Genomic DNA, 14,384 nt, shown 5'->3' with positions numbered 1-14,384 from the left:
TCACGCCCGTTCACCCCGCGTAACGGCGGGTAAATCAGCGCAAGAATTCGTCTCATGACGCCCCGCTAAGCCGCGTGAACGATTGCAACGGAGCGCTTTGCCGGACCTCCCGGGCGCACCTAGATTTGCAGCCAACTACCCCGAATGACCGACCGGAAGAAGCGAGATGGCGCATGAGTTCAGCAGCAACCAGGACGTCACAATCCACACCTGAGGCACAGTCCACACGCGACGCACCGGCCGCCGCCGACGCACCGGCTGCCGGGACACCGTCTCCAGCGGAGCCGGTCCGTCCCGCAGGGCTGCGTGCCGCCGTCGACTACGCCGACTACCGGCTGGTCCCCGCCCGCCGCCCGTGGCGCTGGGTGGGCACCGTGCTGGTGGCACTCGGGGTGGCTGCCGTGGCGTGGTCCCTGGCAACGAACCCGCGTTGGGAATGGGGCGTGGTGGCCCAGTGGTTCACCGCCAAGTCCGTGGTGAACGGCCTGGTGGAGACCCTCAAGCTCACGGCAATCTCCGGGGTCCTCGGCTTCATCCTGGGCTTCATCCTCGCCCTAATGCGGCTGTCCGCCTCGCCGCTGCTGGTTTCCGTGTCCTGGACGTTCTCGTGGATCTTCCGGTCCACGCCGCTGCTGGTCCAGATGCTCCTCTGGTACAACCTGGGCTACCTCTACGAGAAGATCAGCCTCGGCATCCCGTTCACGGACATCCGGTTCTTCGAGGCGCAGACCACCACCTTGATCAGCCAGTTCGCGGCCGCCGTGCTCGGCCTGACGCTGAACCAGGCCGCCTACTCTGCCGAGATCATCCGCGGCGGCATTCTGTCCGTGGACCAGGGCCAGCTCGAGGCGGCAGCCGCCCTGGGCATCCCCGCCTGGCGCAGGTCCACCCGGATCGTGCTGCCGCAGGCCATGCGCGCCATCCTGCCCACGGCCTTCAACGAGATCATCGGACTGGTCAAGGGCACCTCGATCGTCTACGTCCTGGCCTACTCGGAGCTCTTCTACACCGTCCAGGTCATCTACAACCGCACCCAGCAGGTCCTGCCGCTGCTGCTCGTGGCCACGCTCTGGTACGTGGTGATCACCTCCGTGCTCAGCGTGTTCCAGTACTACATCGAACGCCACTACTCCAAGGGCGCCGTGCGCACCCTGCCCCTCACGCCGCTGCAGAAGGCCCGGAAGTTCTTGGCCACCCACGCCCCGGTCAACACCGCCGGAAGGAAATGATACGGATGAGCACAACACTTGAAGCCCCCGCCGCCACGCGCGGGCTAGTGGAAATCACCAAGGTCCGGAAGACCTTTGGCCCCACCGAAGTCCTGAAGGGCATTTCCCTGACGGTGGAGCCCGGCGGGGTGGCCGTCATCGTCGGCCCCTCGGGTTCCGGGAAGTCCACCCTGCTGCGGACCATCAACCACCTGGAAAAGGTGGATGCCGGGTTCATCGCCATCGACGGCGAGCTGGTGGGCTACCGGGTCAAAGGGAACAAGCTGCACGAGCTTCCCGAGAGGGACATCCTGAAGCAGCGCACCGAAATCGGCATGGTGTTCCAGAACTTCAACCTGTTCCCGCACCTCACGGCGCTGGAGAATGTGACCGAGGCACCCGTCGTCGCCCCGCGCCCCGGAAAACCCCGACGGTCCCGGGCCGAGGCCCGCGAGCGCGGCCTGGAACTCCTGGACCGGGTCGGCCTGCGGGACCGCGCCGATGCTTACCCCCGCCAGCTCTCCGGCGGCCAGCAGCAGCGCGTCGCCATTGCCCGGGCCCTGGCACTGGACCCGAAGATCCTGCTCTTCGACGAGCCCACCTCCGCCCTTGACCCCGAGCTGGTCAACGAGGTGCTGGACGTGATCCGCGAGCTGGCCAAATCGGGCACCACCCTGATCATCGTCACCCACGAGATGGGCTTTGCCCGCGACGTGGCCGACACCGTGGTGTTCATGGACCAGGGCCAGATCGTTGAACAGGGCAAACCCCAGGACATTTTCACCAACCCGCAGGAAGAACGCACCAGGAGCTTCTTCTCCAAGGTGATCGAGCCTGCCTTCAATATCTAAGGAGAAACCGCATGTCTCGCTTCTCCCGGCGGCAACTGCCCGCCGTCGTTCTTCTCGGTACGCTGCTGAGCACCGGGGCCCTGTCCGCCTGCTCCGATCCCGGCGCCGCCGCCTCCGGCGGTTCAGCCCGCGCCGCATCGGGTGCGGCGACGACGGCGGCCCGCAACGGCGTCGTCTACAACACGTCACCGGACCAGCAGCGGATCCGCGCCGAAAAGGACGCCGCGCTGGCCGCGAAGGTACCGGCGCTGATCGGCAAGGACGGCAAGCTCACGGTGGCCACCACTGCCGCCTCCATCCCGCTGTCCTTCCATGCCACGGACGACAAGACGCCCATCGGCTCCGAGCTGGACATCGCCCAGCTGGTGGCAGACAAGCTGGGCCTGGAGCTCGACGTCCAGGTCACCTCCTGGGAGAACTGGCCGCTGAAAACCCAGTCCGGCGACTTCGAGGCCGTGTTTTCCAACGTGGGCATCAACAAGGACCGGGTGAAGCTGTTCGACTTCGCCAGCTACCGGGCGGCGTACATGGGCTTCGAGGCGAAGAAGTCCTCGTCCTACAACATCGAGGGCGCCGACGACATCTCCGGCCTGAAGGTTTCCGTGGGCTCGGGCACCAACCAGGAGAAGATCCTGCTGGCCTGGAACAAGGAGCTTGAGGCCAAGGGCAAGGAGCCCGCCAGCCTGCAGTACTACTCCTCCGACGCCGACACCATCCTGGCGCTGTCCTCCGGCCGGACCGACCTGAACATCGCGCCCTACCCCTCGACGGTCTACCGGGAAAACACCCGCGACGACCTCAAGATCGTCGGCAAGGTCAACGCCGGCTGGCCGTCCGAGACCCTGGTGGCCGCCACCACGCTTAAAGGCAACGGCCTGGCACCGGTGATCACCGAGGCACTGAACTCCGCCATCAAGGACGGCTCCTACGCCGGGGTGCTGGACCGCTGGGGGCTGTCCGAGGAGGCCCTGCCGGAATCCAAGACCGTGACCGAGGCCAACTTCGCGGGCACACAGGCGGGTGCTGCGAAATGAAGTTCCAGGTCCTGGACATCATTCCGCACCTGAAGAACCCGGTCACCGGGGAGATCGTCTCCACCGCCGACCGGCTGAACCAGGTGGTGCAGACCGCACGGCGCGCCGAGGAGCTCGGCTATGACAGCTTCTCCGTCGGTGAGCGGCACGCCGGGGAGTTCATCTCGTCCTCCCCCACCACGGTGCTTGCCGCCATCGCCGCCGTCACCTCCCGGATCCGGCTGCAGAGCGGGGTCACCGTCCTGTCCGTCCTGGATCCGGTGCGCGTGGCCGAGGACTACGCCACGATCGACCAGCTCAGCCGCCGACGGCTGGAACTGGTGATCGGCAAGGGCAACGAGGTGCTGCAGTACCCGCTCTTCGGCCTGGACCTGGCGGACCAGTGGGGCCTGCTGGAGGAGAAGTACGCCCTGCTGCGCCGGCTCTGGCGCGAGGAGGACGTCACGTGGTCCGGCCGCTTCCGTCCGGCGCTGCCCGACAAAACCACCACCACGCCCCGCCCCTACGCCGGTTCTCCGCGGATTTGGCACGGGTCTGCTACAACGCTGACGTCGGCGGCGCTGGCCGCGCGCTGGGGCGACCCGCTGTTCACCGCGAACGCCATCCAGCCGCGGGAAAACTACAAGGTGCTCATCGACCACTACGTGGCGGAGTACGAGCGGCACGGCCACGATCCGCGGCACCGCTACGTGGGTTCAGGCAGCGGGGCCGGCGGTGTCTTCATTGCCGACACCACGCAGGAGGCAAAGCGCCAGTACGGTCCGGTGTACGAGGGCCTCGCGGCTGCACGCAATGTTCCCGGCAACAACTCGCCGTTCCGGGACATCGACCACGCGGTGGCGGAGGGCCCGGCACTCGTCGGAGGCCCGGAACAGGTGATCGACAAGATCCTCAGCTACCACGAGCTGTACGGGCACAGCCTGCAGTCCATCTCGCCGCCCACCACCCTGCCTTTCGAGCAGCAGCTGGACATCCTGGAGCGGTTCGCGCTCGAGGTGGTCCCGGCCGTGCGCGCATCAGCCCCCACCACCCTCTGGGAGTCCGCGGATCCCTTTGGCGGCCGTCCCGGTTTTGCGGGAGCCACCCAACCGGACGCCGCCTCCGCCGTCACCACCGACCACGACAACCACAGGAGCGACATTGCCTACGTCTACGCACACTGAACCGGATCTCGACAGGCCCGATCAACAGGATGCGGCCGCCTTCGCCGCCGCATGGGAGCAGTGGCACGCCGCGCACGAGCGCCGCCGCGCTGACCCCCACGGCTTCCTCGCCGTCACCCACCTGCACTGGCTGGGTGCGGAACCCTCCCGGCTCGAGGGCGTTCCGGGCATCTGGAGCGTGCAGGACGACGCCGTCACCGTAGTTTTGGAGGCCGGCGAAAGCTTGCTGCGGGACGGCCGGGAGCTGACAGCCGACGGCGTCACCGCCGTCGTCTTCGATCCCATCGCCGAGCGTGAGGGCATCATCCTCACTGCGGGTCCCGCCGTCGTCGAACTCGCCAAGCGCGGCGGGGAATACATCGTCCGGCCGCGGCACCCGGAAAACCCGCTGCTCAACGAGTACCGCGGCACGCCGGCCTACGCGCCGGACCAGCGCTTCGCCGTCGAGGGCGTGTACGTGCCGTTCGAGTCGCCCCGGCCCACCACAGTAGGGGCCGCGGTCGAGGGCATCGTGCACGTGTACGAGGCACCCGGCCAGATCCGGTTCGAGCTGGACGGCCGGAACCTCACCCTCACGGCTTTCAACGGCCACGCGCCGGGCACCCTGTCCGTGCTGTTCACGGACGCGACGTCCGGCAAGACCACGTACGCGGCGAACCGCTCGCTCACGGTGGGCGCACCGGACGCGGACGGCCGCGTGACCCTGGACTTCAACCGCGCCGTGAACCTTCCGTGCGCGTACACCGACCTCGCCACCTGCCCGCTGCCGCCGGCCGAAAACCGCCTGCCGGTGGCCATCGAAGCGGGCGAACAGATCCCCCACGAAAGGCAGGCCGGACAGTGAGCACTGCAGCCACCCCCTCTACTGGTTTCCTCGCGCTCGAACTGGACGGCGACGGCGGGCACCCCGCCGCCTGGCGCAAGGCCCGGCACACCCCCGCCGAGCTGCTGGACGGAACGCGGGTCCGCGCCACCGTGCTGGCCGCCGAATCGGCCGGGTTCCACGTGGCCACGTTCGCGGACGGACCGCTGACGCCTGCGGCCGATTCGGCGGACGGCCGCGATATCCCTGGCCGGCTGAACGCCCTCCAGCGCGCGGCATTTGCCGGCCCGGTCACCGCTTCCATCGTGCTGGTCCCCGAGGTGGACACCGTCTACACGGAGCCGTTCCACATCTCAACGCAGCTGGCCAGCCTGGACTACGTGTCCGGCGGCCGCGCCGGCTGGCTGGTGGCTGCCTCGGACCAGGCGGCTGACGCTGCCGCCGTCGGACGTTCTTTAGTCCCTGCTGACGGGCTGGGCCGGGAGGCCGCCGATTCGATCGAGGTCGGCCGCCGGCTCTGGGATTCCTGGGAGGACGACGCCGTGATCCGCGACGTCGCCACCGGCCGGTACATCGACGCCGACAAGCTGCACTACGTCGATTTTGAAAGCGGCGCCGGCTACTCGGTCAAAGGGCCGTCCATCATCCCCCGTCCCCTGCAGGGCCAGCTGCCGGTCCTCGCACCGGCCGGCCTGCTGGGCGCCGACCGGCTGTCCGCCGGGGCGGCGGACGCCGTGCTCGTCTCAGCGCCCACGTCCGGGCTGCTTGCCGGCGAGATCGCCGAGGCCCGCGCTGCCGCTCCCGCCGCGGCCGTCATCGCCGAGCTCGACGTCGTCCTTGACGCACGCGGGCAAAGCGCCGCCGGGCGCCTCGCCGAGCTGGATGCGCATACTCCCTGGCAGAGCAGCCGCGCCCGTTTCATTGGCACCGCAGCGGAGCTCACTGAACTGCTGGCCTCTGTTTTGGAGACTGCCGACGGCGTGCGCCTCCACCCCGCGGTCCTGGACGTGGACCTGGAGGAGCTGGCCCAGCTGGTGCTTCCTGCACTCCGGCGCCGCGGCGTGCTGGCACCGCAGCAGCCCGGTGCCACCTTCCGGGACCTGCTGGGCCTGCCGCGGCCCACCAGCCGGTATGCCGCCGTATCCGCGCCCGCCGCGGCCGAGAACTAGGGAGAAACCCATGACAGACACACACATCGGCAACGGCTTCGTGCCCTCCGGCAAGCTCCAGCTCGGCATCTTCTTCCAGGGCGTGAACTCGGGTACGGTCTGGAAGTCGCCGGAATCCGGATCACAGACCGACTTCGAGTCCTTCCGCCGCATCGCCCAGACCGCCGAGCGGGGCCTGTTCGCCGCGTTCTTCCTCGGTGAGGGGCTGCGGCTCCGCGAGCACCTCGGCCGCCCGCACGCGCTGGATGTCGTGGGCCGGCCTGACGCGCAGACCATGCTGGCCGCCCTGGCTGCCGTGACCACCCGCATCGGCCTGGTGGCCACGCAGAACACCACGTACAACGACCCCGCTGATCTGGCACACCGGCTGTCCAGCCTGGACCTGCTCTCCGGCGGCCGTGCGGCCTGGAACGTGGTCACCACGGACAACGCCTGGACCGGCGCGAACTTCCGCCGGGGCGGCTACCTGGACCACGCCGACCGGTACGTCCACGCCGAAGCGTTCGTCACCACGGCCAAGCGGATCTGGGACTCTTGGGAGGACGGCGCCATCGCCGAAACGCCCGCCGCCCCCGCCTGGGCCGCACCCGGTTCATCCCGGCCGGTGCACCACCAGGGCAAGCACTACACGGTGGACTATGTGCCCCGGCTGCCGCGCAGCGCCCAGTACCGGCCGGTGCTGTTCCAGGCGGGCGACTCGCCGGAGGGACGCGACTTCGCTGCCCGGCAGGCCGACGTCATCTTCTCCGCCCACCCGAGGCTCGACGATGCCCTCGACTTCCGCCGCGACATCGTCGAGCGCACGGTCAGGGCCGGCCGCGGCGCGAACGACGTCAAGATCATGCCCGCGAGCGAATTCATCCTCGCCGCCACCCCGCAGGAAGCACTCGAGAAGAAGGACTGGGTGCGGAGCCTGCAGATCGGCCCCGAGCAGGCCATCGCGTATCTCGAACAGTTCTGGGGCCGCGAGCTTCAGGGCTTCGATCCCGACGGGCCGCTGCCGGACATCGACCCCGTGGTGGAGGAGACCTCCGAGACCCGCGGCAGCGGTTTCCACGGCGCCAAGGCCAAGCAGCTGGCGGACCAGTGGCGCGCCGAAGCAAAGGACAAGGGCCTCAGCATCCGGCAGTTCGTCTCCGCCCGGACCAGCCGCGGGGACTCCAGCTTCACGGGTTCCTACACCGAGGTGGCGGACCGCCTGGCGGAGTATGCCCGCACCGGCGCCGTGGACGGCTTCAACATCTCGCCGTGGCTGATCCCCACCGGCCTGGACGACATCGTCAACCACCTCGTCCCGGCGCTGCAGGAACGTGGCGTCTATCCGACGGAGTACGCCGGAGCCACGCTGCGGGAGAACCTCGGCCTGGCGACGCCAGTCCGGCAGGACACCGACACGGTCCGGCTCCAGCTGACCGTCGGGGAGCAGCTCCTTTAACCCGGTCGGTTGCTCCGTAGGTGCCCTTTTCACCCTCCGAAAGGGCACCGACGGAGCAACCGATGAGAGTTTTGTGATTGCGTCAGCCCTCCGGACGGAAGCACTCGATGAAGTGTTCCACCAGTTGCTCACCCCCGCCGGCGCGGCTGACCACGGACAGCTCAACAAGATCCACCCGTCTGCGCAGTTCCCGCCAGACAATGCTGCTGCCCGGATGCTGCCTGGCTGAGCTCTCCGGCACCAGGGTCACGCCCAGCCCGCACTCGACCATCGCGAGCTGAGAATGGATGGAGTTGGCATAGTGGTGAGCCTCGGGGCTGAACCCTGCCTGGCGGCACGCCGCCACGAGCTCGTCGTGATAGTCGGGCGAGATGTGCCGCGGCAGCCACACCCACGGGTCGTCCCGGAAGTCAGCCAGGCTGACGGGTTCCGGGCCGGATTTCCCGCCACCGGCCAGCCGGTGGTCCTTCGGCATGGCCACCACGAAGTGATCCCGGCGGAGCGGCAGCGATTTCAGCTGCCGCCCGGTGACCGACTGCCGGATCACCGCCACATCCAATTCGCGGCGCATCAACGCATCCCGGCCGTGGTGGGAGTCGATCTCCGAAACCTGCAGGTCCACCTGCGGCCGTGACTCCCGGAACCGGCGCAGAACATCAGGCAGCAATTCGCTGAACGCCGAGGTGACGGCACCCAGCCGGAGCGTCCCGGACCTGCCGGAGCTCGCCAGCTCAGCAACTTCCCGGGCACGCTCAGAGGCGCCCACCAGGATCCGGCACTGCTCGAGGAACACATGACCGGCTTCCGTGAGCAGCACGCTGCGGCTGGAGCGGTTGAGCAGTGTGGCGCCCAGCTGGCGCTCCAGCTGGAGTATGGCCTGGCTCAATGGCGGCTGCGACATCTTAAGCCGGTCCGCGGCACGGCCGAAGTGGAGCTCCTCGGCCACGGCAATGAAGTACCGGGCCTGGCGTACCTCCACCATCAGATCAAGTCGCCCTTCGTCTCACAGCGAGTCAAAACTAGACCTTCACTATATCAACGGGATGGCCTGTACTGGATGCATGACTTCCCAAAACACCCAGCTCCTCAGCGGTTACGCGGAGCTTGATTCCGCCGCCGTCTCCGACGCGCTCGATGCCCTCGGCCTGCCGACCGGGCAGACCGGCTTTCTGCCGGTCTGGGGCCATCCCAAGATCGTCGGCTTCGCTGTGACCGTCCAGCTCGAGCCGTATGTGCCCGGCCCTTCCGGCGCCCACATCGGCTCCGCCGCGGTCGCCGCCGCGTCCGATGAGAACGTCATCGTGGTGAACAACGAAGGGCGCACCGACGTCTCCTGCTGGGGCGGGCTCCTGAGCCTGGGCGCATCCCTGAACGGCGTCCGCGGCGTAGTAGCCGACGGCGCCTGCCGCGATGTCAACGAAGCCCGCGAAATGAGCTTTCCTGTCTTCGCCAAGGGACGCATCCCGGCCACCGCCCGGGGCCGGCTGCAGCAGCGCTCCACCGGCGAACCGGTCCAGCTCGGCAGCGTCACCGTTACCCCCGGCGATGTCGTGTTCGCCGACGAGACCGGCGTCGTCGTCGTGCCCCGCGCCTACGCCGAAGAAGTGCTGGAAAAGGCCCAGGCCGTGGCCGAGCGGGAGCGCGGCATCGCCGCGGACCTGCGCGCCGGCGTCGCACTCCATGAAGCCATGCGTGACGCGCGCCTGGCCGGAACCACCGAAGGACACTGATGAACACCACCACCTCAGACATCGCCGCACGCCTCAAGGCGATCCCCACCGCGTCCATTTCAGATGCCATGGATTCCCTCGGCATCCACGGCACCCTGCACGGCCTCGCTCCGCTGACCTACGACTTCCGCATCGGCGGGCCGGCCTTCACCGTCCAGTACGAACCCGCAGGCTCCGAACGCGGCAGCGTCGGCGACTTCCTGGACGACGTCCCGCCGGGCGCCGTCGTGCTCATCGACAACCACGCCCGCACCGACGTCACCGTCTGGGGCGGCATCATGACCGAAATCGCGGCCGCCCGCGGCCTCGGCGGCACTGTCATCAACGGCGTCTGCCGCGACCTGAACGCTGCCCTCCGGCAGAACTATCCGCTGTTCAGCCGCGGCCGGTTCATGCGCACCAGCAAGGACCGCGTGCGGCTCGTCGCCGTCAACGCCCCGGTGACCATCAACGACGTCGAAATCTCCCCGCTGGACATCATCTGCGGAGATGCCGACGGCGCCCTGGCGGTTCCGGCGTCACGTGCCGAAGAGATCGCTGAGATCGCCGTACGCATCGAAGGCGTCGAGGCCAGGATCGTCGAGGCCGTCAAGGCAGGATCCACCCTGGTCCAGGCCCGCGCAGACCTCGGCTACCACGACCTCCAGTGGAGGAAAGCATGAGCGCCGCAGCCGGCGGACACTCCGCGGCCACACTGTACGAAGCCGCCAAGCTGCCCTGCGCCTGCGATCCGGGCCTCCGCGCCGCCTGGGCCGGGGCAAAAGTCGCCGGGCCCGCGTTCACCGTCCGGGGCATCGGCGGCGATAACCTTGCTCTCCACAACGCCGTCCTGGCCGCACCGGCCGGCAGCGTGCTGGTCGTGGACCTGCAGGGCGCGGCCTACGGCCACTGGGGTGAAGTGCTCGCAGTCGCCGCGCAGCACCGTGGAATTCTTGGGCTGGTAGTCGACGGCGGCGTCCGCGACTCCGAGGAAATGGCCGCCATGAACTTTCCCGTCTTCTCCCGGCACGTCACCGTCGTCGGGACCGTCAAGGACTACCCGGGCGACATGCGCTCCCCCGTCCGCGTGGGCGGCGTCGTGGTCCACACCGGCGACCTGGTCGTCGGTGACGCGGACGGAGTCGTCGTCCTGCCCCAGGACTCCGCAGCCGTCATCATCAGCCGCGCCGACCAGCGCGTCGCCGACGAGCAACGGATCATCGCCGACATCAGGGCCGGCAAAACCACGCTCGAACTGTACGGCCTGAAGACTGAGGGGAGCTGGTGATGTCCGCCAGCCATGCCGTGGAACGCATCATCAGCAGCAGCCGTCGGCCCAAGACCCTCGGTGCCGGCAAACCCGGCGCCATTTCCCTGGCCATGGGCGAACCGGACGCCGGCACCCCTACAGCCATCGTCGAAGCAGCCGTGAACGCCTTGACCTCGGGCCGGACCCGGTACGCACCGATGGCCGGCTCCCCCGAACTGCAGCACGCCCTCGCCAGGTACACAACCGCCAAATACGGCCGGCCCACAATGTCCGAGGAGATCGTGCTCACCCATGGCGGCAGCGCCGGGCTCGCAGCAACCATGCTTGCCCTGGTCAACCCGGGGGACAGGATCCTGATCCCCGAACCGACCTACTCCCTCTATGCCGACCATGCAGCCATGATCGGCGCAGAGGTCATCTGGGTACCGAACCTCGCCGGCGGCTCCCTGGACCTGGACACCCTCCAGCACCAGGCGGCGGACGCCCGGATGATTATCCTCTGCAATCCCGGAAACCCCACCGGCCGGGTCTACCCCGACAGTGACCTGCACCGGCTCGAGCAGCTCCTCCAGGACAACCCCGAACTGCTGCTGCTGGCCGATGAAGCCTATGCGGACATCACCTTTGACGGCGGTGCCTTCACCTCAGCCATGACGCTGGCAAACGTCCGGGACCAGGTGATCTGCTGCAGCACGTTCTCCAAGACCTACGCCATGACCGGCTGGCGGCTGGGGCATGTGGTGGCCCCCGCGGAACTGGCCAGCCGGATCAACACCATTCACCGCACCCTCAACGGTCCGCTGAGCACGTTCATCCAGGACGCGGCATTCACTGCCCCAGATTCCCGACGCCGACCTTCAGGCCGCTGCGCTGTCCTACCAACAGCGGCGGGACATCGTGGTCGAGTTCCTTACCGGGCTGCCCGGCGTCGAAATGCTCACGCCCCAGGGCGCGTTCTACGCCTTCCCCAGGATCACCTCATCCCTGACCTCTGACGAGATGGCCGAGCGTTTTGCCGAGGCCGGCGTCCTGGTCCGGTCCGGCAGCGAGTTCGGGCCCTCCGGCGAGGGCCACATCCGCATCTCCTTCGCCACCGACGTCGACAGCCTCAAAGAAGGGCTCGTGCGTTTCGCGTCGACAGTCCGGGACATGACGCGCGCGGACGCGCGAACCAACTGAAAGGAATACCTTGACCATCCACGCAGGCCTGACCCGGCACTGGCTGCCGCTGAGCATCGACGGGACCGGGGTGCGCCTGTCCTGCATCAGCCGCGAAGGCACCGGGCTCCCGATCGTGTTCCTGCACGGCTTCGGCTCCACCAAGGAGGATTACGCCGACGTTGCACTGCAGCCTGCCTTCGCCGGCCGGCCCGTCTTCGCCTATGACGCGCCGGGCTGCGGTGAGTCAGAATGCGCCGACCTGGACAGGATCTCCATCCCCTTCCTGGTCAAAACGGCCCTGGCGGCACTCGCCGAGCAGGGCATCGACCGGTTCGACCTGGTGGGTCACTCGATGGGCGGACTGACCTCCCTGATGCTCGCCCATCAACACCCGGAACGCGTGGCAAGCTTCACCGACATCGAGGGAAACGTCGCACCGGAGGACTGCTTCCTGAGCCGCCAGATTTTCCTGCACCCGCATGAGGACCCGGAGCAGTTCCTGGAAGACTTCATCGCCCGGAACTGGGCTGCGCCGTTCTACTCGAGCCCGCTGTATGCCACGAGTGTCCGCTACAAGGTACGCGCCCGGGCCGTCCGGGGAATCTTTGAATCCATGGTGGACCTCTCAGACAACGCAGACCTGATGGAGAAGTTCCTCTCCCTGCCGTTCCCGCGGATGTTCATGTACGGCGAGCAGAACAACACTCTGAGTTACCTGCCGCACCTGGCCGCCAACGGCGTGGAGCTGGCCGAAATCCCCAACAGCGGACACTTCCCCATGTACTCCAACGCCCCGGAAATGTGGCGCAGGATTGCCGCCTTCCAGGCACGGGCGGAACACTCCGCCTAGCTCAGTGCGCGGCTCCCGCGGGGACCGCCAGTGACAGGAAGTCCTCGATCCACGTCTGGACCCGGGCCTCGTCCAGATGAAGTCCGTGCCGGCCGCTGTCGACCTGGATCAGCTGCGAGTTTGGACTCCGCTCCGCCATCATGACGGCGTTGGCAACAGGCGCGAGGGCATCTTCGCTGCCGTGGATGATCAGGGTCGGGGCCTGGATTGAGGCAAGAACATCCCAGGCGTCGTGCAGCCGGCTTGCCCTGAAGTGCCGGCTTTTCACGGCGGCCGATGCCTGGACCCGGAAAAACGCGGCAACGGCCGCCGGGTTTGCGCGGGTCCAGTCAGGACTGAAAAACAAGGGTGCCATCTGCGCGGGGTCTCCGCTGATGAGGGCGGCGGTCGCGGAAGGGTCGCGTCCTACTCCCCCGGCGTCGCCAGCGCTCGTCGCCGCCAGGACGAGCGAAACCACCCGGGAAGGGAAGTCCACGGCCAACCACTGGGCGACCCGGCCGCCCATCGAGTGCCCGTAGACGTGCGCCTTGCCGACGCCGGCCGCGTCGAGAACCGCAACCGCGTCCGCAGCAAAGGCCCGCGTGCCGTAGTTTTGCGCACAGCCTTCGGTGCTGGTGCCGATGCCGCGGTGGTCGAAGCGGATGGCCCGGAACGACCGGGCCAGGCCGGGCACCACCGGATTCCAGCCGGCCATTCCTGTGGCCTGGCCCGCCACCAGCAGCAGCGGTTCGCCCTGGCCTTCCTCAGCCCAGGCAAGCTCGGCCCCGTCGGGAGCGACGGCCCTTTTCAACGTCACCCGTTCAATTTACCTGCAGAGGGCCGGACTGCAGACTGGGCGAAGAATGGGCTGTGGGGTTGGCCAGCGAAATTGGACCGTGGTGAAGCCACGGTCTAGCGTGAGTCCTATGTCGGCAGCCGATGCTTCAGCCAAATCCAGCAGCAACCCCCTGCTCGTCCTGGGGAAGATCACGTCGATCCTGGATGCCTTCTCGCTCTCCCGGCCGGTGCTCTCGCTGAGCGACATTCGGGAGTACACCGGGATGCCCACTTCCACCGTCCAGCGGCTGGTCACCAACCTCACCTCCCAGGGCTTCCTGGACCGGGAGGAGGATGCCTACCGCATCGGCATGCGGATGGCATACTGGGCGGCTCCGGCCACGCGGGGCATGGAAGTCATCGACGTTCTCAGCCCCCTGTTGAAGACCCTGCGGGACACCACTGGCGAGACGGCCTGCTTCTTCAAGGCCGAGCAGCATTACCGGGTGTGTGTCGCCATGGCTGAGACCCGCCACGCACTGCGCCGGGAGATGCATCTTGGCAAGGTGCTTCCGCTCTACGCCGGCTCCGCGGGCCGGGTCCTGCTGGCGTGGGATCCCGAGCTCATGGACGCCGTCCTCAAGGATCCGCTGGAGCCGATCACCGAGTCCACGATTACCAGTTCCGAAGACCTGGAAAGCGTGGTGAAGCAGACCCGGACGGACGGCTTTGCGATCACGGTGGCTGAGCGCGAACACGGGGCTTCGGGGCTTTCCGCACCGGTTTTCGACTCCGCGGCCGGACTGGTGGGCGCGGTGACCATCAGCGGACCTACCCTGCGCATGCCCCTGGAGACCTGTGAGGCCTGGGTGGAGCCGCTGCTTGCGACCGCCGAGCACATGACCAGGCTGATCGGCGGTCGGTTTCCGGGCGAGGCGTAGGGCTGCGGCTCGCG

16 protein-coding genes are annotated in these 14,384 nt (G+C 68.0%); 14 read left to right on the top strand and 2 right to left on the bottom strand.

All coding sequences use genetic code 11. From position 1 onward, the window contains the following. The first annotated feature begins 173 nt into the window (after nt 1-173). Genes ABRP34_RS15745 through ABRP34_RS15715 form a run of 7 tightly spaced genes read left to right on the top strand, consistent with a single transcriptional unit; the run spans nt 174 to nt 7,683 of the window. Complete coding sequence (locus ABRP34_RS15745; RefSeq protein ID WP_353710920.1) at nt 174-1,229, top strand: amino acid ABC transporter permease; 1,056 nt, start codon at nt 174-176, stop codon at nt 1,227-1,229. Nucleotides 1,230-1,234: 5 nt separating this feature from the next. Then, nucleotides 1,235-2,059, top strand: coding sequence for an amino acid ABC transporter ATP-binding protein (locus tag ABRP34_RS15740; RefSeq protein ID WP_353710919.1), 825 nt, complete (start codon nt 1,235-1,237; stop codon nt 2,057-2,059). A gap of 11 nt (nt 2,060-2,070) precedes the next feature. Further along, entirely contained in the window at nt 2,071-3,093 is a 1,023-nt protein-coding gene (locus tag ABRP34_RS15735) for an ABC transporter substrate-binding protein (protein ID WP_353710918.1), read from the top strand. Further along, nucleotides 3,090-4,256, top strand: a complete 1,167-nt coding sequence (locus ABRP34_RS15730; protein ID WP_353710917.1) for an LLM class flavin-dependent oxidoreductase — start codon at nt 3,090-3,092, stop codon at nt 4,254-4,256. Before ABRP34_RS15735 ends, ABRP34_RS15730 begins: the two co-directional genes overlap by 4 nt. Next, nucleotides 4,234-5,100 (top strand): DUF1684 domain-containing protein, encoded by an 867-nt coding sequence (locus ABRP34_RS15725; RefSeq protein WP_353710916.1) that lies wholly within the window; start codon nt 4,234-4,236, stop codon nt 5,098-5,100. The genes ABRP34_RS15730 and ABRP34_RS15725 overlap by 23 nt, the downstream gene beginning before the upstream one ends. Then, nucleotides 5,097-6,248 carry an LLM class flavin-dependent oxidoreductase gene (locus tag ABRP34_RS15720; protein WP_353710915.1) on the top strand — a complete coding sequence of 384 codons (1,152 nt, stop codon included), beginning with the start codon at nt 5,097-5,099 and terminating at the stop codon, nt 6,246-6,248. Before ABRP34_RS15725 ends, ABRP34_RS15720 begins: the two co-directional genes overlap by 4 nt. Nucleotides 6,249-6,258: 10 nt before the next feature. Further along, on the top strand, nt 6,259-7,683 hold the full coding sequence (locus tag ABRP34_RS15715) for an NtaA/DmoA family FMN-dependent monooxygenase (protein ID WP_353710914.1): 1,425 nt from the start codon (nt 6,259-6,261) through the stop codon (nt 7,681-7,683). 82 nt (nt 7,684-7,765) lie between these two features. Here ABRP34_RS15715 and ABRP34_RS15710 read toward each other — a convergent pair whose 3' ends face one another. Beyond that, nucleotides 7,766-8,665 carry a LysR substrate-binding domain-containing protein gene (locus ABRP34_RS15710; RefSeq protein WP_003805781.1) on the bottom strand — a complete coding sequence of 300 codons (900 nt, stop codon included), beginning with the start codon at nt 8,663-8,665 and terminating at the stop codon, nt 7,766-7,768. 79 nt (nt 8,666-8,744) lie between these two features. On the opposite strand from ABRP34_RS15710, the gene ABRP34_RS15705 reads away from it, so the two are divergent. The 6 genes from ABRP34_RS15705 to ABRP34_RS15680 are packed head-to-tail and all read left to right on the top strand — an operon-like array spanning nt 8,745 to nt 12,673. Continuing rightward, nucleotides 8,745-9,413, top strand: a complete 669-nt coding sequence (locus tag ABRP34_RS15705) for an RraA family protein (RefSeq protein WP_353710913.1) — start codon at nt 8,745-8,747, stop codon at nt 9,411-9,413. Further along, nucleotides 9,413-10,075 (top strand): RraA family protein, encoded by a 663-nt coding sequence (locus ABRP34_RS15700; protein WP_353710912.1) that lies wholly within the window; start codon nt 9,413-9,415, stop codon nt 10,073-10,075. Before ABRP34_RS15705 ends, ABRP34_RS15700 begins: the two co-directional genes overlap by 1 nt. Next, nucleotides 10,072-10,680: an RraA family protein gene (locus ABRP34_RS15695; protein WP_353710911.1), complete on the top strand. Its 609-nt coding sequence runs from the start codon at nt 10,072-10,074 to the stop codon at nt 10,678-10,680. The genes ABRP34_RS15700 and ABRP34_RS15695 overlap by 4 nt, the downstream gene beginning before the upstream one ends. Then, entirely contained in the window at nt 10,680-11,657 is a 978-nt protein-coding gene (locus ABRP34_RS15690; RefSeq protein WP_353710910.1) for a pyridoxal phosphate-dependent aminotransferase, read from the top strand. The genes ABRP34_RS15695 and ABRP34_RS15690 overlap by 1 nt, the downstream gene beginning before the upstream one ends. After that, entirely contained in the window at nt 11,560-11,841 is a 282-nt protein-coding gene (locus ABRP34_RS15685; protein ID WP_353710909.1) for an aminotransferase class I/II-fold pyridoxal phosphate-dependent enzyme, read from the top strand. The genes ABRP34_RS15690 and ABRP34_RS15685 overlap by 98 nt, the downstream gene beginning before the upstream one ends. A 10-nt stretch (nt 11,842-11,851) precedes the next feature. Further along, nucleotides 11,852-12,673 carry an alpha/beta hydrolase gene (locus ABRP34_RS15680; RefSeq protein WP_353710908.1) on the top strand — a complete coding sequence of 274 codons (822 nt, stop codon included), beginning with the start codon at nt 11,852-11,854 and terminating at the stop codon, nt 12,671-12,673. A 1-nt stretch (nt 12,674) separates the two neighbouring features. Here ABRP34_RS15680 and ABRP34_RS15675 read toward each other — a convergent pair whose 3' ends face one another. After that, nucleotides 12,675-13,469, bottom strand: a complete 795-nt coding sequence (locus ABRP34_RS15675) for an alpha/beta hydrolase (RefSeq protein ID WP_353710907.1) — start codon at nt 13,467-13,469, stop codon at nt 12,675-12,677. Nucleotides 13,470-13,578: 109 nt separating this feature from the next. Between ABRP34_RS15675 and ABRP34_RS15670 the strand changes: the two genes are divergently transcribed. Then, complete coding sequence (locus tag ABRP34_RS15670; protein WP_003805797.1) at nt 13,579-14,370, top strand: IclR family transcriptional regulator; 792 nt, start codon at nt 13,579-13,581, stop codon at nt 14,368-14,370. Nucleotides 14,371-14,384: the final 14 nt, after the last annotated feature.

This window comes from Arthrobacter sp. K5 (genome assembly GCF_040448525.1).
Taxonomy (GTDB): domain Bacteria; phylum Actinomycetota; class Actinomycetes; order Actinomycetales; family Micrococcaceae; genus Arthrobacter; species Arthrobacter globiformis.
This window is presented reverse-complemented; position numbering and strand designations above follow the sequence as displayed.